General features: G+C 67.4%; 19 protein-coding genes and 1 pseudogene. 4 read left to right on the top strand and 16 right to left on the bottom strand.

Features of this window, described 5'->3' with window-relative positions:
• Nucleotides 1-95: 95 nt before the first annotated feature.
• The gene (locus BN4332_RS21425; RefSeq protein ID WP_066901417.1) at nt 96-743 is read left to right on the top strand and encodes a fasciclin domain-containing protein; all 648 of its coding nucleotides are present in this window, start codon (nt 96-98) and stop codon (nt 741-743) included.
• Nucleotides 744-816: 73 nt separating this feature from the next.
• On the opposite strand, the gene rpsQ is transcribed toward BN4332_RS21425, so the two are convergent.
• The 11 genes from rpsQ to rpsJ are packed head-to-tail and all read right to left on the bottom strand — an operon-like array spanning nt 817 to nt 6,140.
• Nucleotides 817-1,113: a 30S ribosomal protein S17 gene (gene rpsQ, locus BN4332_RS21430; RefSeq protein WP_066901419.1), complete on the bottom strand. Its 297-nt coding sequence runs from the start codon at nt 1,111-1,113 to the stop codon at nt 817-819.
• Entirely contained in the window at nt 1,113-1,346 is a 234-nt protein-coding gene (gene rpmC / locus BN4332_RS21435) for a 50S ribosomal protein L29 (protein WP_036441250.1), read from the bottom strand. The genes rpsQ and rpmC overlap by 1 nt, the downstream gene beginning before the upstream one ends.
• A complete protein-coding gene (rplP, locus tag BN4332_RS21440; RefSeq protein ID WP_065461613.1) occupies nt 1,346-1,762 on the bottom strand; it encodes a 50S ribosomal protein L16 in 417 nt (138 codons plus the stop codon). The genes rpmC and rplP overlap by 1 nt, the downstream gene beginning before the upstream one ends.
• A 2-nt stretch (nt 1,763-1,764) precedes the next feature.
• Nucleotides 1,765-2,598, bottom strand: coding sequence for a 30S ribosomal protein S3 (gene rpsC / locus BN4332_RS21445; RefSeq protein WP_066901420.1), 834 nt, complete (start codon nt 2,596-2,598; stop codon nt 1,765-1,767).
• Nucleotides 2,598-3,056, bottom strand: coding sequence for a 50S ribosomal protein L22 (rplV, locus tag BN4332_RS21450; protein ID WP_066901422.1), 459 nt, complete (start codon nt 3,054-3,056; stop codon nt 2,598-2,600). The genes rpsC and rplV overlap by 1 nt, the downstream gene beginning before the upstream one ends.
• On the bottom strand, nt 3,053-3,334 hold the full coding sequence (rpsS, locus tag BN4332_RS21455) for a 30S ribosomal protein S19 (protein ID WP_003883480.1): 282 nt from the start codon (nt 3,332-3,334) through the stop codon (nt 3,053-3,055). Before rpsS ends, rplV begins: the two co-directional genes overlap by 4 nt.
• Nucleotides 3,335-3,355: 21 nt before the next feature.
• On the bottom strand, nt 3,356-4,192 hold the full coding sequence (gene rplB, locus BN4332_RS21460; RefSeq protein WP_066901425.1) for a 50S ribosomal protein L2: 837 nt from the start codon (nt 4,190-4,192) through the stop codon (nt 3,356-3,358).
• 28 nt (nt 4,193-4,220) lie between these two features.
• The gene (rplW, locus tag BN4332_RS21465) at nt 4,221-4,523 is read right to left on the bottom strand and encodes a 50S ribosomal protein L23 (protein WP_066901427.1); all 303 of its coding nucleotides are present in this window, start codon (nt 4,521-4,523) and stop codon (nt 4,221-4,223) included.
• The gene (gene rplD / locus BN4332_RS21470; protein ID WP_066901429.1) at nt 4,523-5,170 is read right to left on the bottom strand and encodes a 50S ribosomal protein L4; all 648 of its coding nucleotides are present in this window, start codon (nt 5,168-5,170) and stop codon (nt 4,523-4,525) included. Before rplD ends, rplW begins: the two co-directional genes overlap by 1 nt.
• Nucleotides 5,170-5,820 (bottom strand): 50S ribosomal protein L3, encoded by a 651-nt coding sequence (gene rplC, locus BN4332_RS21475; RefSeq protein ID WP_066901431.1) that lies wholly within the window; start codon nt 5,818-5,820, stop codon nt 5,170-5,172. The genes rplD and rplC overlap by 1 nt, the downstream gene beginning before the upstream one ends.
• A gap of 14 nt (nt 5,821-5,834) precedes the next feature.
• Nucleotides 5,835-6,140 carry a 30S ribosomal protein S10 gene (gene rpsJ, locus BN4332_RS21480; RefSeq protein ID WP_003883485.1) on the bottom strand — a complete coding sequence of 102 codons (306 nt, stop codon included), beginning with the start codon at nt 6,138-6,140 and terminating at the stop codon, nt 5,835-5,837.
• 442 nt (nt 6,141-6,582) lie between these two features.
• Between rpsJ and BN4332_RS21490 the strand changes: the two genes are divergently transcribed.
• The gene (locus BN4332_RS21490; RefSeq protein ID WP_066901455.1) at nt 6,583-7,053 is read left to right on the top strand and encodes a hotdog fold domain-containing protein; all 471 of its coding nucleotides are present in this window, start codon (nt 6,583-6,585) and stop codon (nt 7,051-7,053) included.
• 107 nt (nt 7,054-7,160) lie between these two features.
• Here BN4332_RS21490 and BN4332_RS21495 read toward each other — a convergent pair whose 3' ends face one another.
• Entirely contained in the window at nt 7,161-7,514 is a 354-nt protein-coding gene (locus BN4332_RS21495) for a nuclear transport factor 2 family protein (RefSeq protein ID WP_066901457.1), read from the bottom strand.
• Between the two features lie 1,820 nt (nt 7,515-9,334).
• On the opposite strand from BN4332_RS21495, the gene BN4332_RS21505 reads away from it, so the two are divergent.
• Nucleotides 9,335-10,588 (top strand): cytochrome P450, encoded by a 1,254-nt coding sequence (locus BN4332_RS21505; protein ID WP_066901433.1) that lies wholly within the window; start codon nt 9,335-9,337, stop codon nt 10,586-10,588.
• Here the strand turns inward: BN4332_RS21505 and BN4332_RS21510 are convergent.
• Complete coding sequence (locus BN4332_RS21510) at nt 10,573-11,202, bottom strand: TetR/AcrR family transcriptional regulator (RefSeq protein ID WP_066901435.1); 630 nt, start codon at nt 11,200-11,202, stop codon at nt 10,573-10,575. The genes BN4332_RS21505 and BN4332_RS21510 overlap by 16 nt on opposite strands.
• 82 nt (nt 11,203-11,284) lie before the next feature.
• Between BN4332_RS21510 and BN4332_RS21515 the strand changes: the two genes are divergently transcribed.
• Complete coding sequence (locus BN4332_RS21515) at nt 11,285-12,916, top strand: MFS transporter (protein WP_066901437.1); 1,632 nt, start codon at nt 11,285-11,287, stop codon at nt 12,914-12,916.
• On the opposite strand, the gene mftG is transcribed toward BN4332_RS21515, so the two are convergent.
• The 3 genes and pseudogenes from mftG to BN4332_RS34550 all read right to left on the bottom strand — a co-directional run.
• Nucleotides 12,846-14,264, bottom strand: a complete 1,419-nt coding sequence (gene mftG / locus BN4332_RS21520) for a mycofactocin dehydrogenase MftG (protein WP_066901439.1) — start codon at nt 14,262-14,264, stop codon at nt 12,846-12,848. The two genes, BN4332_RS21515 and mftG, sit on opposite strands and share 71 nt — an antisense overlap.
• A gap of 33 nt (nt 14,265-14,297) precedes the next feature.
• Nucleotides 14,298-15,710, bottom strand: coding sequence for a mycofactocin biosynthesis glycosyltransferase MftF (gene mftF / locus BN4332_RS21525; RefSeq protein WP_066901441.1), 1,413 nt, complete (start codon nt 15,708-15,710; stop codon nt 14,298-14,300).
• Nucleotides 15,707-15,812: pseudogene (locus tag BN4332_RS34550) on the bottom strand (mycofactocin biosynthesis peptidyl-dipeptidase MftE); the annotation flags it as partial. The pseudogene BN4332_RS34550 and the gene mftF, both read right to left, overlap by 4 nt.

Genomic DNA, 15,812 nt, shown 5'->3' on the forward strand with positions numbered 1-15,812 from the left:
GAATCTGAACCCATCCGGCCACCCGGCGGCTCCGAATCCCCATTGACCGAGATAGTGACGGCGGTCACCGCCAATCACCCATAGGGAGTCGGAAAATGTTGATCCTTCAATACAAGATGGCCGCGGTGGCGGGACTGGCAGCCGCGGCGATGTTCGCGCTGCCCGCCTGCGCGAATGACACCGCACGATCCGCACCGGTGACGCCGGAGGCCACCACTGCGCCCGCGGCCCCGATGGCCGGTGACCCGGCGTCAGACCTGGTGGGCCCGGGCTGCGCCTCCTACGCGGAAAAGGTGCCGTCCGGCCCGGGGTCGGTGATCGGGATGGCGCAGGATCCGGTCACCGTCGCCGCGTCGAACAACCCGCTGCTGACGACGCTGACCGCGGCGGTGTCCGGAAAGCTGAATCCGAACGTCGACCTGGTGGACACCCTCAACGGAGCTGAATTCACCGTCTTCGCGCCGACCGACGACGCATTCGCCAAGATAGACCCGGCCACCATCGAGGTACTCAAGTCGGATTCGGCGCTGCTGACCAAGATCCTGACCTATCACGTCGTTCCCGGCCAGGCCAGCCCGGCCAAGGTCGTCGGCAGCCGCCCGACCGTGCAGGGCGCGCCGGTAACGGTGACCGGATCGGGGGACGCTCTGAAAGTCAATGACGCATCGGTGATCTGCGGCGGGGTCCACACCGCCAACGCGACCGTCTATCTCATCGACACGGTGCTGATGCCACCCACCTGAGACGCAAAAGTGCCCCAAACCCGTTGGGCTTGGGGCACTTTCTGTGTCTGCTCGCGCAGGAGGGATCGAGCCTTTACTTGGCCTTCTCCAAAACCTCGACCAGCCGCCAGCGCTTGCTCGCGGACATCGGCCGGGTCTCCATCAGCGAGACGCGGTCGCCGATGCCGGCGTCGCCGTTCTCGTCGTGCGCCTTGACCTTCTTGGTGGTCCGGATGATCTTGCCGTAGAGCGGGTGGCTCTTACGATCTTCCAGTTCGACCACGATGGTCTTCTGCATCTTGTCGCTCACCACGTAGCCGATGGCGGTCTTGCGACGGCCACGGGTCTCTTCGGTGCGCGGAGTGTGCTTGGGGCCCTTAGTCTCCGCCATTAGCTTTCCTCACCTCCGGGCCCGGAAGCCAGACCCAACTCACGTTCACGCAGCACGGTGTAAACCCGTGCGATCTCCTGGCGCACCGTGCGCAGCCGACGGTTGTTGGCCAGCTGACCGGTCGCCATCTGGAAGCGCAGGTTGAACAGCTCTTCCTTCGACTCGCGCAGCTTGTCCTTCAACTCGGTGTCGGACAGTTCGCGCAGTTCACCAGGCGTAGTTCCCACTGCCATCAGAACTGCTCCTCTCGAGTCACGATGCGTGCCTTGATCGGCAACTTGTGGATCGCGCGGGTCAGCGCGTCCCGGGCGATCTTCTCGTCCGGGTAGCTGAGCTCGAAGAGCACGCGACCGGGCTTGACGTTGGCGACCCACCACTCCGGCGAACCCTTACCGGAACCCATGCGGGTCTCGGCGGGCTTCTTGGTCAGCGGACGGTCCGGGAAGATGTTGATCCACACCTTGCCGCCACGCTTGATGTGCCGGTTGATGGCGATACGAGCGGACTCGATCTGCCGGTTGGTGATGTAGGCGTGCTCCAGTGCCTGGATGCCGTAGTCACCGAAGCTCACCGAGGTACCGCCGCTGGCGATGCCACGCTGCCGTGGGTGATGCTGCTTGCGGTGCTTGACCTTGCGGGGAATCAGCATGATTAGCTCTCCGTGCTCTCAGCTGCGGGTGCGCTGGCAGCCGCGGCCTCGGTTGCGGACGAAGCATCGTCACCGGTCGCGGCGCGGCCGGCCTCGGTGCTCGTCGCCGTGGTGCCCGAGGAACCGCTGCGACGCGGCCGGGTGCCCGACGGACGCTCACGACGCGGCCGGTCGCTGGCCGGCGCGGAGGCGGTGAGCTCGCGCTTGCCACCCACGATGTCGCCCTTGTAAATCCACACCTTCACGCCGATCCGGCCGAAGGTGGTCTTGGCCTCGTACAGGCCGTAGTCGATGTCCGCACGCAGCGTGTGCAGCGGAACCCGACCCTCGCGGTAGAACTCCGAGCGGCTCATCTCAGCACCGCCGAGGCGACCCGAGCACTGCACCCGGATGCCCTTGACGTTGGGCTGACGCATGGCCGACTGGATCGCCTTGCGCATCGCGCGACGGAACGCCACGCGGTTGCTCAGCTGCTCGGCAACACCCTGGGCGACGAGCTGAGCCTGCGACTCAGGGTTCTTCACCTCGAGGATGTTGAGCTGAACCTGCTTGCCGGTCAGCTTCTCCAGGTCGGCACGGATGCGGTCGGCCTCGGTGCCGCGGCGACCGATGACGATGCCGGGGCGCGCGGTGTGGATGTCAACGCGAACCCGGTCCCGGGTGCGCTCGATCTCCACGTCGGCGATGCCGGCGCGCTCCAGACCCGTGGCCAGCAGACGCCGGATCGCGACGTCTTCCTTCACGTAGTCCTTGTACTGCTTGTCGGCGTACCACCGGGACTTCCACTCGGTCGTGATACCGAGCCGGAAGCCGTGGGGATTGATCTTCTGGCCCACTACTCCGAGCCTCCCTTCGTCTCGGCAGACTTCTTCGTGGCGGCGGCCTTGCTGCCCTGAGCGCGACGGCTACGCGCCGAACCCGCGGCTGCCTTCTGCTTGGGCGGGCGGCTTTCGACGATCACCGTGATGTGGCTGGTGCGCTTGCGAATCCGGAACGCACGCCCCTGGGCACGCGGCCGGATGCGCTTGGCCGTCGGACCCTCGTCTGCGTAGACGGTGGCGACCACCAGGGTCGTCGGGTCCAGGCCCTCGTTGTTCTGCGCGTTGGCGGCGGCGCTGGCGATCACCTTGGCGACCGGCTCGCTGGCAGCCTGCGGCGCCCACCGCAAGATGTCGAGGGCTTCCTCGACGCTCTTGCCGCGGACCAGATCGATGACGCGACGCGCCTTGCTGGCCGAGACGCGCACGAAGCGCGCCTTTGCCTGGGCGGACGGATATTCAGTGACAGTGCTCATCGACGCTTGCTCTTCCGGTCGTCCTTGATGTGACCCTTGAAGGTGCGCGTCGGGGCGAACTCGCCGAGCTTGTGCCCGACCATCGCCTCGGTGACGAACACCGGGACATGCTTGCGGCCGTCATGCACCGCAAAGGTGTGCCCGATGAAGTCGGGGAGGATGGTCGACCGACGCGACCAGGTCTTGATGACCTGCTTGGTGTTCTTCTCGTTCTGGACGTCGACCTTCTTGAGCAGATGGTCGTCGACGAACGGACCCTTTTTAAGACTACGAGGCATCGCTGCTACTCCTTCCGCGGCCTAGCGCTTCTTGCCGGTGCGCCGGCGACGGACGATGAGCTTGTCGCTCGGCTTGTTGGGCTTGCGGGTGCGGCCCTCGGGCTTGCCCCACGGGCTGACCGGGTGGCGGCCACCGGAGGTCTTGCCTTCACCACCACCGTGCGGGTGGTCAACCGGGTTCATCACGACACCACGGACGGTCGGGCGCTTGCCCTTCCACCGCATACGGCCGGCCTTGCCCCAGTTGATGTTCGCCTGCTCGGCGTTGCCCACCTCGCCGACGGTGGCGCGGCAGCGCACGTCGACGCGACGGATCTCACCGGACGGCATACGCAGCGAGGCGTAGGTGCCTTCCTTACCCAGCAGCTGGATGCTGACGCCGGCCGAGCGGGCCAGCTTGGCACCGCCACCGGGCCGCAGCTCCACAGCGTGGATCACGGTGCCGGCGGGGATGTTGCGCAGCGGCAGGTTGTTGCCGGGCTTGATGTCGGCGTTGGCACCCGACTCGATCACGTCGCCCTGCTTCAGACCCTGCGGCGCGATGATGTAGCGCTTCTCGCCGTCCAGGAAGTGCAGCAGCGCGATGTTCGCGGTGCGGTTGGGGTCGTACTCGATGTGCGCGACCTTCGCGTTGACCCCGTCCTTGTCATGGCGACGGAAGTCGATGACACGGTAGGCACGCTTGTGGCCACCGCCCTTGTGCCGGGTGGTGATGCGGCCGTGGGCGTTACGACCACCCTTGCCGTGCAGCGGGCGAACCAGCGACTTCTCCGGAGTCGAACGAGTGATCTCGGCGAAATCGGAGACGCTGGCACCGCGACGACCCGGGGTCGTCGGCTTGTACTTGCGAATTCCCATATCAGTTAAATCCTCTTTGTTCCCGGCTTTACGCCGGTGCTCCGAACAGGTCGATCGGCTTGCTGCCCTCGGCCAGCGTGACGATGGCGCGCTTGGTGTCCTTGCGCTTGCCGAATCCGGTGCGGGTGCGCTTGCGCTTACCCTGCCGGTTGGCGGTGTTCACCGAGCTGACCTTGACGTCGAAGATCTTCTCGATCGCGATCTTGATCTGCGTCTTGTTCGAGTCCGGATGCACGATGAACGTGTACACGTTGTCCTCGATCAGCCCGTAGGACTTCTCCGAGATGACCGGGGCCAGGATGATGTCGCGGGGGTCTGTAATCGTTGCCATCAGACCGACGCTCCTTCTTTGGTATTCGCCGAGATGTAGGCGTTCAGGGCCTCGACCGAGAACACCACGTCGTCAGCGTTGAGCACGTCGTAGGTGTTCAGCTGATCCGGCGAGATCACGTGCACACCGGGCAGGTTGCGAACGCTCTTGGCGCCGACCTCGTCGGTGCGGCCGATCACGACCAGGACCTTCTTGTTGTCCGTCAGGGAGCCCAGGAACGCCTTGGCGCTCTTGGTCGACGGGGTCTGGCCCTCGATCAGCTCGGTGATCGCGTGGATCCGCTCGTTGCGGGCCCGGTCCGAGAGCGCACCGCGCAGCGCGGCGGCGATCATCTTCTTCGGGGTCCGCTGGCTGTAGTCACGCGGCTGCGGGCCGTGGACGATGCCACCGCCGGTGAACTGCGGTGCGCGGGTCGAACCCTGACGCGCCCGGCCGGTGCCCTTCTGCCGGTACGGCTTCTTGCCGCCACCGGAGACCTCACCGCGGGTCTTCGTCGAGTGGGTGCCCTGGCGCTTGGCGGCCAACTGAGCGTTGACGACCTGGTGCATCAGAGCGATGTTGGGCTCGACGTCGAACAGCGCGGCGGGCAGTTCGATGGAACCGTCCTTCTTGCCGGCCGGGGTCTTGACGTCAATCTTCAAAGTCATTACTTCTCGCCTCGCTTGATTGCGCTGCGGACAACCACCAGACCACCGTTGCGTCCGGGGATGGCGCCCTTGATCAACAGCACGCCGTTCTCGGCATCGACCTTGTGAACCTTCAGGTTCTGCGTGGTCACCCGGTCGTTGCCCATACGGCCCGACATCCGGGTGCCCTTGAACACGCGGCCCGGGGTGGCACAGCCACCGATGGAGCCGGGACGACGGTGCACCGCCTGGGCACCGTGCGCGGCACCCTGGCCGGCGAAGCCGTGACGCTTCATGGTGCCGGCGAAGCCCTTGCCCTTGCTGGTGCCGGTCACGTCGACGTAAGCGCCGTCGGCGAAGATCTCGGCCGTCAGCTCCTGGCCGACCTCGTACTCGGCAGCGGCGGCCTCGTCGAGGCGGAGCTCGGCGAGGTGGCGGCGCGGGTTGACACCCGCGGCGGCGTACTGGCCGGCGACGGGCTTGTTGACCTTGCGCGGGCTGATCTCGCCGTAGGCGAGCTGCACGGCGCTGTAGCCGTCGCGCTCGGTGGTGCGGATGCGGGTCACCACGTTGGGGCCGGCCTTGACGACCGTCACCGGGACGACTTTGTTGTTCTCGTCGAACACCTGCGTCATGCCCAGCTTGGTGCCCAAAATGCCTTTTCTAGCCATTTTTCTCGGGTCTCCTACTGGATGTTGACGTCGACACTGGCCGGCAGGTCGATGCGCATGAGCGCGTCAACCGTCTTCGGCGTCGGGTCGAGGATGTCGATCAGTCGCTTGTGGGTGCGCATTTCGAAATGCTCCCGCGAGTCCTTGTACTTGTGCGGCGACCGAATGACGCAGTACACGTTCTTCTCGGTCGGCAGCGGCACGGGGCCCACCACGCTGGCACCGGTACGGGTGACCGTTTCGACGATCTTGCGCGCCGAGGCATCAATGGCCTCATGGTCGTAGGCCTTGAGCCTGATGCGGATCTTCTGTCCCGCCACGCTTCTCCTACCTCGCTCCTACTTCGTACATCGGCCGGCCGTATCGGAATCTCGATGGGAATCCCACCGAGACCCGTCGGGCCTGGTGCCCCGGCGCGGGTGCGCCGAGAATTGCCGCCGCTGTTTACCTGTCTGTGGTCCACCGATCCCCGCGGTCGGGCGTGTCGCCCTCCCGCACACTTATTCGCTGCAGAATTCTGTCGCGATCGGTGTTGGGACCGGATGCGCCCGTGAGGGCGCCGGTCGTATGCCCGGCCAGGTGCGTACCCGGCGCAAGGCAACCCGAATAGTATGCCCCAGATCCGGGCGTGCTCCAAATCCCTGATCGAACGGCTTTGAACGGGCCGAGCGTGGGTGCTGTGCATGCAAAACCGCTGCCCAGCGTACATAGCCCCTACGCTCGACGTTTGGCCCTATCTTACCGACGAGTAAGGTCGTGGCCGTGACCACTACCGCCACCTATCGAGCCTGGAAGAAGTTGTCGCCGCTGCCCGGGGGCACCAGGCTGTTCTCCGCCGCGGCCATGGCCCGGGTGCCGTACTTCGCATCGGTCCTGCCCCATGTGGTGCGCATGGAACCCGGACTGGCGGAGGTGACGGTGCCCAAGTGGTTCTACGTCTACAACCACCTGCACACCGTGCACGCCATCGCGTCGTGCAATGCCGCCGAGATGGCGATGGGCATGCTGATGGAGGCCACCGTGCCGACCACGCACCGCTGGATCCCCAAGGCGATGACGGTGCAGTACCTGGCCAAGGCCACCACCTCGCTGCGGGCCACCGCCGAACTCACGCCGCCGGACTTCTCCGTCATCACCGAGGGCACCGACATCGTGGTTCCGGTCAGCATCACCGACCGCGACGGCGTCGAAGTGGTGCACGCCGACATCACCACCTGGGTCACGCCGGCCTGATGTTCCGCGAGATCAACGCTGTGGCGGTCTGCACGCGCCGGACACGACCATGGCGTTGATCTCGGCGCGGCCGGCCGGCCCGGACCTAACCTCTCAGGTCAGTACACCTAGTCCAGGTAGGTGCCGTGACCCTCGCGCACCAGTGCGCCGTCGAACAGCAGCACCTCGTTGACCAATCCCCCGCGCTGATTGCGGTAGTGGATCACCAGGGCCGATTCGCCGCGGTAGGTGCCGAGCACCTCGAAGTGCAGATCCGGCATGCCGGCCAGCGCCGTGGTCCAGTAGTCGCGCAATGCGTCCTTGCCGCGCACCACCCCGCCGGTCTCCGGCAGGACGCGGGCCGCGACCGGAGAACTGAACACCACGTCGTCGTGGAAATGCGCGAGCACCGCTTCCACGTCGTGCGCGTTCCACGCCTTCACCCATTCCTCGGCGAAGTCCTTCGGATCCGGTGTCGCCATCGAGTTCACTTCTCCTTCAGCCCGGCCCAGAACGAACATTGGTGCTCGTCGGCGTACCCATTGTCCGTGCGACTACCGTCCGCCTGCAACGACATTCGCGTGCCGTCGCCGGCCGGGTCGAACCCTGGCCAGTCCGGCTGGCCGTCGACCGCGGGTTCACCGTTGCGCACGAACGCGCTCCAGTAGTCGATCATCTGATCGGAGAGCCGTTGCTGCGCCGGGTTCAACGGCGGCGCCCCGCCGACGTCGAACAGGTAGCGCAGCTCCAGCGAGTGACTCGCCCCGACCGGGAACGGCAGGGTGCGCATCACCTCCGGGGCCGGCGCGGCGCGGTCGTTGAACTCATAGGCATACACCGGGCCGGTGCGGGACAGCTGATGGGCCATGCGCTCCGACACACAAGCGAATTCACCGTCGGTGACCGCGGCCGAATATGCCTGCGCCACACCGCCGAAGCGCTCTGCCGGATAGCGCTCCCCGACCACTGCGGCGTGGGCCCCGAACGTCTCGGCCAGCAGTCGCGGATAAACCGCAGGCGTGAAACGCTGCCCCTCCCTCAGATAGCGCAGCGCGACGAACAGGGTGAACTCGTCGCGGGTGGTGCCGATCAGCACCGGCACCGCCTCGGCCCGGCCGGATCCGAACGCTGCCAGCGGCGCCCGCGGTATCAAGGCCGACCCGGTCACCGGGCCGGTGAGCTCGTCGCTGCCGATGTTGAAGTACCACACCGGATTTCGCAGCCGGTCCACCGGCAGCGACCGCAGGCAGCCGGCGGCGACCGCCGGATCCGGGCATCCGACCGCGGCGGCATAGTCGAGCGAGCGCCGCTGGGCGGTGGCGACATCGGCCTGAGCCTGACATGGCGCACTCATCAGGATCGCGGAGCGGAACAACCCGGTCGACCCGGGGGCCACCAGGTGATCGCACACCGACATTCCGCCCGCGGATTCGCCTGCGACGGTGACTTTTTCCGGATCACCGCCGAAATCGGCGATGTTGTCCCGGACCCACCGCAAGGCCGCCTGCTGGTCGGCCAACCCGTAGTTTCCGATGTCACCACCGGCGCCCAGCGCCGGGTGTGCCAGAAAGCCGAGGGCACCCAGCCGGTAGTTGATCGTCACCACCACGATGTCGCCGCGGGTGGCCAGCCGCTTCGCGTCGTAGATGCCGCTGCTGCCGCCGACGAACGCGCCGCCGTGGATCCACACCATGACCGGGCGCCGATCACCGGAGACCGGCGGCGTCCACACGTTCAGCGTCAGGCAGTCCTCGGCGGTGTTGAGCCCGCGTTCGGGATCGGCGCCGGGGTCCTGGATGCACCGCGGCCCGGGCCTGGTGGCGGTTGCTCCACTCACCGAAGAGCTGGGACGCCAAGACCTCAAGATCGGAAGAGCACACGTCTGAACNGATGCACCGCGGCCCGGGCCTGGTGGCGTCACGCTCCCCCGGCCACCCCGGTGCCGGACCGGGCGGAGCGAACCGCAACGGGCCCACCGGGGCAGCGGCGTACGGGATTCCGGCGAACAGTCGGTGATCGGAAAGCACTGCGCCACGCAGGGTTCCGGCCGAGGTGTGTACCAGCGCCGGGTCCTGCACCTGAGCCTTCTCCTGGGTACGGTCCGGCGTTACCGCCTGTCCGCCACCGCGCGCGCAGCCCGCCACCAGCATCACCAATGTCGCCAGCAACGCTACGGCGCGACGCCCTGACCGCATGGGTGCGAGCGTACGTGCCGGATCGGGGGAATCGCCCCTCTTGCGTGGCGCCCGTCACATAGGGTGAAATTGACACCCGTCAAGAACCGCCACCGGGAGGAGACCGCATGAGCGCGCCGACGATGGATGACGCCGCGAAAGTGCTGGCCGATCCGACGGCATACGCCGACGATGCCCGCCTGCACACCGCCCTGAACCATTTGCGCGCCAACAACCCGGTGGCCTGGGTGGACAACCGGCCGTACCGGCCGTTCTGGGCGATCACCAAACACGCCGACATCATGGCCATCGAACGGGACAACGAGCTGTTCATCAGCGAGCCCCGGCCGCTGCTGGCCACCGCGGCAGCCGACGACCTGGCCAAGCAACAGCTCGAGGCAGGCATGGGCCTGCGCACCCTGATCCACATGGACGATCCGCATCACCGCAAGGTCCGGGCGATCGGCGCGGATTGGTTCCGCCCCAAGGCCATGCGGGCGCTGAAGGTCCGGGTCGACGAGCTGGCCACCCGCTATGTCGACAAGATGCGCGACATCGGGCCGGAGTGCGATTTCGTCACCGCGATCGCCGTCGACTTCCCGCTCTACGTGATCATGTCGCTGCTGGGCCTGCCCGAAGAGGACTTCGCGCGCATGCACATGCTGACCCAGGAGATGTTCGGTGGCGACGATGACGAATACAAGCGCGACGGCGGTTCACTGGAGGATCAGCTCGCCGTCCTGATGGACTTCTTCGCCTACTTCTCCACGCTGACCGCGTCGCGCCGCGCCAACCCGACCGAAGACCTCGCCTCGGCCATCGCCAACGGCACCATCGACGGGCAACCACTGTCCGACGTCGACACCGCGTCCTACTACGTCATCGTCGCCAGCGCAGGGCACGACACCACCAAGGACGCGATCTCCGGCGGACTGCACGCTCTCATCGAGAATCCAGACCAGCTAGCCCGGCTGCAGGCGCATCCCGAACTGATGGGTACCGCGGTCGAGGAGATGATCCGGTGGTCCACCCCGGTCAAGGAGTTCATGCGCACCGCGACGGCGGACACCACCGTGCGCGGCGTACCGATCGCCAAAGGCGAATCCGTCTACCTGGCCTACGTCTCGGGCAACCGGGACGAAGAGGTGTTCGACAACCCGCACCGCTTCGATGTCGCACGGGATCCCAACAAGCACCTGGCATTCGGGTACGGCGTGCACTTCTGCCTGGGCGCTGCCCTGGCCAGGATGGAGATGAACAGCCTGTTCACCGAGCTGATGCGCCGGCTCGACTCGATCGAATTGGCCGGAACACCAGAGCTTTCCGCAACCACCTTCGTCGGCGGGCTCAAGCACCTGCCGATCCGCTACTCGCTGCGCTGAGGCTGCCCGGTTCGGCGGTGGGTGGCCAGGAAGCCGTCCACCGCGGCGTGCACGCAGGCGGTGTAGTCGAACTCTGACAAGGTGCTGAGCTTGCCCAGCACGATGGGCCCCAGCAGCAGGGCAGCGGCCTGCGTCCGGTCCACCTCGCCGAGTTCGGCTACTGCATCGGGACTGTCGAAGATCGCCTCGAACGGCGGCGCGTACTGCTCGGCCACCCGCTCACGCAAGGTTCGGACCTCTGGACTGTCGTCGGAGCGCCAGGGCAGTTGTTCCATGTCGCCACCGAGGGCCAGCCACGACATCGCGGTGATACTGATCGGCGCCTCGGCGATCGAGTCGGCCTGCGCCTGGACCAGGGCGATCAGCCGGTCGCGCAACGTGCCGTCCTCCGGCGGCATCGGAGCCGCCGGAATAAGTGCCCGAAATGCCGCTGCCAGCAAGTCATTTCCACTCGGAAAGTGCCGGTACAGCGTGGCCCTGGCCACGTTGGCGGCCCGGGTGACCGCATCGACGGTCACCGCGCTCGGCCCGCCCGACCGCAACAAGGACGTCGCCGCCTCCAACAGCCGGGCCCGGGAGCGGGCCGGCCGGGGATCACCGCTTTCGGCAACCATGCGCCGTCACCTCCAAAAACAGACTTACCGTCTCGCTCCGAGACTGTTAGTCTCGAAACTTCACCGACGAAGGGAGGCCGGGATGTCCGAGACCCTCGTCGAGTCCGCCCAGGATATCGATCCGCGCATCGCCCAACTGTCGATCCGACAGCGATACTGGCTGCTCGCCGTGGCCTGCATGGACGTGTCGATAGTCGTCGCATCGATGGTGGCCCTCAATGCCGCACTACCCGACATCGCCCGCCAGACCGCAGCCACCCAGGCCCAACTCACCTGGGTCATCGACGGATACACCCTCGTACTGGCCTGCCTGCTGCTTCCGGCCGGCGCGATCGGCGACCGGTACGGCCGGCGCGGTGCGCTACTGGTGGGCCTCGCCGTCTTCGTACTGGCCTCGGCGGCACCGCTACTGTTCGACGACCCGGTACACCTGATCGCTGCCCGCGCCGTGGCCGGGGCCGGCGCCGCATTCATCATGCCGGCCACACTGTCCCTGTTGACGGCGGCCTTCCCGAAGTCCGAGCGCAACAAGGCTGTTGGCATCTGGGCCGGCGTCGTCGGGTCCGGCGCGGTGTTCGGCTTTCTGGTCACCGGCGGATTGCTCCACTTCTGGGGATGGCAGTCCATCTTCGCGGCCTTCGCAATCGCCGGAATCGGATTGTTCGCCCTGACCGGCACCGTCCCCTCCTCCCGCGACGCGGATGCCGCACCGCTGGACTGGATCGGCGCGGTCGTGATCGGGGCCGCCGTTGCGGTGTTCGTGCTCGGTGTGGTCGAGGCGCCGGCGCGAGGCTGGACGCACCCGGCAGTCTGGGGATGCATGACCGGCGGACTCGTCCTGGCGGCCGCGTTCACCATGGTGCAACTGCGGCGCCCATATCCGCTGCTCGACGTCAGGCTGTTCGGCCGGCCCGATTTCGCCACCGGAGCGCTGGGCGTGACGTTCCTCTTCTTCGCCAACTTCGGCTACTTCTTCGTCAGCATGCAGTACATCCAGCTGGTCATGGGATACAGCCCGATCCAGACCGCAATTGCCCTGTGCCCGTTGATGCTTCCGGTCCTGGCGCTCGGCGCCACCACGCACATCTACCTGCCGCGGCTCGGCCTGCGGCTGTGCGTGACGATCGGTCTGCTGGTGATCGCGGCCGGCCTGATGTGCATGCGCCTGCTGCAGGTCGACTCGAACTACCTCGACTACACCTGGCCACTGATCATCATCAGCATCGGCATCGGCCTGTGCACCGCGCCCACCACGTCGGCCATCATGGGTGCGGTACCCGACGAGAAGCAGGGAGTGGCGTCCGCGGTCAACGACACCACCCGCGAAGTCGGGGCCGCCCTGGGCATCGCGGTGGCAGGCTCGATCCTGGCGGCCCACTATCAGAGCTCGCTACACCCCAAGCTGGCCGAATTACCCTCTGCGGTAGCCGATTCCATGCTCAGCTCGCTGGCCGAGGCGCTCGCCGTGGCCGGGCAGTCAGGCCCGCGAGGTCCGGCGCTCGCCGAGCTGGCCAAGCAGGCGTTCCTGGACGCCACGAACTCGGCGCTGCTGGTGATGGCGGTGGTGCTGGCGGTCGCCGCGGTTTTCGTCGGGGTGTGGGCGCCGGGGCGTGACGGCAGGCAGCTCAGGGTGATCCGGCGCCTCAGGTCGCGACGAACTCCGCCGCCCGATGACCGATCATGGCAATGGTCGCGTGCGGGCCGCGGCTGGTGATGGCCGGCATGATCGACCCGTCCACCACCCACAGACCGTCGACGCCCAACACCCGGCAGCCGGCGTCCAGAACCGCTTCGGGTCCGGTCCCCATCGGCGCGGTGCCGGCCAGGTGCTGCGATGTCGACCAGGATGCCTCACCGACTTCAGCTGTGTGACTGACCAATTCACGGGCCAGCCCGGCACCGCGACGCAGCGCCTCGACATCCTCGGCCACCGTGTCATAGCGGTGCTCGATGACCGGAGCCACCGTCGGATCCGCCGACGCCAGCCTGACCCGGCCGCGGGAATGTGGGCGCATCAGCGCGACGCCGAGGTGCGGCAGCTCGGCGGGATCATGGCCGGGCCCGTGCACCATGGCGGCGAACCCGGCGGTGTACGGCCGCACCTCGATGCCGTCGGCCGTGGTGAGCACGGCCTCCAGCGGCGGCAGATCGTGAGTGGGCACCCAGGAGACCGGAAGCACCCATTCCGGATGGTCGACGGTGTGCGTGCCGACCGGTAGGCCGGCCACCACCGTGACACCGAGCGCCTCCAGGTCGGGCGCGGGTCCCACACCGGACAGCATCAGCAGGTGCGCCGATCCAATCGACCCGGCACACAGCACAATTCGCTCGGCCTCAAGTGTGGATCCGTCGGCGCAGCGCACCCCGACCGCTCGGCTCCCACGGAACAGCACCTGATGCACCCGGGTATCGGTCAGCAGCTCCAGGTTCGGCCGGGCCAACGCCGGTTGCAGGTAGGCGCCGCCGGGCCCGACCCTGGTCCCGCCATTGATGTTCAGCGGCACCGCTCCCACGCCGGCCGGCAGCACAGCCCCGGTGTCCGATCCGTTCAGGTCCTCGATCCAGCCGAATCCGGCCCGCGTCGCCGCTTCGACGAATGACGCTGTGCAGCCGTCGAATTCACGCACGCGGCGGACGGAGATCGGGCCGGCGTCACCGTGCAGGCCGGTGCTGAAATCCAGGTCGGTCTCGATCGCCCGGAAATGCGGCAACACGTCGTCCCAGCCCCAGCCGGGCACCGCCCAGGTGTCGAAGTCAGTGGGTAGGCCCCGGCAGAAGTAACCGCCGTTGACCGCTCCGGAGCCGCCCACCACCGACCCACGGATGATCTCGGTGTGCCGGGGCGGGTTCTCGGTCAGGACCGACGCATAGTGCCGCACCACGGAGCTGGCCGCACCGATCGGCAGCCGCAGCGCATCGGTGATCTGCGCCGCCACCCGCGGATCACTCGGGGCCGGGCCGGCCTCCACCACCGTGACACGGCGGGCGGGGTCGGCGGAAAGCCGTTCGGCCAGAATCGATCCAGCGCTTCCAGCACCGACGATCAGCACGTCGGCCCGCACGAGAGGAGGACGAGATGGCAGGGTCAACTGGCGTTAGCTCCGCAGCTGCGGCTTGAGCGCGCCCAGCTGACGTTCCCGGACCACCCCGGTCCACAGGCCGACGCCGTAGGCCAGATCGTCGAGCCGTTTGAGCAGGATGTGGGTCAGCAGGCCGACCGGCTTGGTGTCGTCGTCGGCGTTGCCCCGCCGGGTCGCCCAGTCGACCACTCCGTCGAGCACCGCGGCCACCAGCACGGCGTGTCTGGCCCGCCGGAACAGCAGGGCCGCGATCAGGGCGATCGGCCAGTAGTGCCGGCAGATCGCCGAACACAGTTGCAGGGCCGACGACCACAAGCCGCGGGCCGTCACCGCGGCGACCTCCGTGGGTTCGGTGTCGACGGCGCTGAGGGACCGTGCGATGCGGCGGCCGGTGAAGATCGCGATCACCACCGAGCCCAGATATCCGACACACGACCCCATGGCCAGCAGCAGCCACACCATCAGCGTCCATCCGGAGATCACCACCGGCGCCGTCTTGCCGGGGTGCCGGACCGTCAACGGTGCTGCCGACGTGCCATAGAAAGCCTTGCGGTTGAACCACTCTCGCAGATCTGTCCGGTGATCGTGAGCCACCAGGGCGATGGGCTCGTAGCGTAGCCGCGCCCCGGACTCGACCAGCCGCCAGCACAGATCGACGTCCTCACCGGACTGCATGGTCTCGTCGAAGCCACCGACCGCGGTCAAGGCCGACCGCCGGCAGATGATGGCCGCGCTGGGCACATACGACACCGGGCCGTAGGGCACCACCGGCGCCTCACGCACCCCGAGGTCGAGCGATGACCGCACCGCCTCGTACCGTGCCACGACGTTGTCGGCGGTGTGCAGACCGACGATGCGGGGCGCCACCAGGGCGACCGCCGGATCGCAGAAGTGGCCGAGCAACGCCTCCAGCCAACCGCGGCGCGGCACCACGTCCGAGTCCAGGAAGGCGACGAAGTCGGTCTCACACGCCGCTAGACCGGTGTTCCGGGCCGCCGCCGGGCCGTTGCTGCGCAGGTGCCGCAGCACCTGCACATCGCAGTGCATCTCGGCGAACTCTGATTGCGCCACGGGCACGGCCGAGCCGTCGTCGACCACGATCACCCGCAGGCCGCGTAGTGCCGCGATCAACCGGTGCAGCCCGGATACGTTGTCACGCACCGGGATAATCACCGTCACGTCGCGGTGCGACGGGCCACAGGGCGGGCGCGGATGGGCCACGGTGGCGTCGAGCAAAGTCCGCGCCAGTTGCGCACTCTGCGCGTCGTGGACCTCGAGGCGACCGCCGGTCAGCATGGTCTGCGCCGTCGGAGCGAGCCGCAGCAGCCGGGTCGGCGATCCGCCCAGCAGCGCCGCCCCGGCCCCGAGCACCTTGACACGACGGTCCACCTGCACGGCGAAACCGTCGGGCAGCCTCGGTCCGGTCATGTCAACAATCCGTTCCGGTCAGGCTGCCACCGCCTCATCCGACCGGCGCAACCATCGACCATCTCAGCAAAGATACGCTCCCCCTCGGCAGCAGTGGCGGTC

It is taken from the genome of Mycolicibacterium houstonense, assembly GCF_900078665.2.
Lineage (GTDB): Bacteria > Actinomycetota > Actinomycetes > Mycobacteriales > Mycobacteriaceae > Mycobacterium > Mycobacterium houstonense.

What these genes read in the sequence shown, in the direction of transcription:
- rplB (WP_066901425.1), bottom strand. Translation starts at nt 4,192, where the DNA reads ATGGGAATTCGCAAGTACAAGCCGACGACCCCGGGTCGTCGCGGTGCC.
- BN4332_RS21495 (WP_066901457.1), bottom strand. Translation starts at nt 7,514, where the DNA reads ATGGCGACACCGGATCCGAAGGACTTCGCCGAGGAATGGGTGAAGGCG.
- rpsQ (WP_066901419.1), bottom strand. Translation starts at nt 1,113, where the DNA reads ATGGCGGAGACTAAGGGCCCCAAGCACACTCCGCGCACCGAAGAGACC.
- BN4332_RS21515 (WP_066901437.1), top strand. Translation starts at nt 11,285, where the DNA reads ATGTCCGAGACCCTCGTCGAGTCCGCCCAGGATATCGATCCGCGCATC.
- rplC (WP_066901431.1), bottom strand. Translation starts at nt 5,820, where the DNA reads ATGGCTAGAAAAGGCATTTTGGGCACCAAGCTGGGCATGACGCAGGTG.
- rplD (WP_066901429.1), bottom strand. Translation starts at nt 5,170, where the DNA reads ATGACTTTGAAGATTGACGTCAAGACCCCGGCCGGCAAGAAGGACGGT.
- BN4332_RS21425 (WP_066901417.1), top strand. Translation starts at nt 96, where the DNA reads ATGTTGATCCTTCAATACAAGATGGCCGCGGTGGCGGGACTGGCAGCC.
- rplV (WP_066901422.1), bottom strand. Translation starts at nt 3,056, where the DNA reads ATGAGCACTGTCACTGAATATCCGTCCGCCCAGGCAAAGGCGCGCTTC.
- rplP (WP_065461613.1), bottom strand. Translation starts at nt 1,762, where the DNA reads ATGCTGATTCCCCGCAAGGTCAAGCACCGCAAGCAGCATCACCCACGG.
- BN4332_RS21505 (WP_066901433.1), top strand. Translation starts at nt 9,335, where the DNA reads ATGAGCGCGCCGACGATGGATGACGCCGCGAAAGTGCTGGCCGATCCG.
- rpsS (WP_003883480.1), bottom strand. Translation starts at nt 3,334, where the DNA reads ATGCCTCGTAGTCTTAAAAAGGGTCCGTTCGTCGACGACCATCTGCTC.
- mftF (WP_066901441.1), bottom strand. Translation starts at nt 15,710, where the DNA reads ATGACCGGACCGAGGCTGCCCGACGGTTTCGCCGTGCAGGTGGACCGT.
- BN4332_RS21510 (WP_066901435.1), bottom strand. Translation starts at nt 11,202, where the DNA reads ATGGTTGCCGAAAGCGGTGATCCCCGGCCGGCCCGCTCCCGGGCCCGG.
- rplW (WP_066901427.1), bottom strand. Translation starts at nt 4,523, where the DNA reads ATGGCAACGATTACAGACCCCCGCGACATCATCCTGGCCCCGGTCATC.
- rpmC (WP_036441250.1), bottom strand. Translation starts at nt 1,346, where the DNA reads ATGGCAGTGGGAACTACGCCTGGTGAACTGCGCGAACTGTCCGACACC.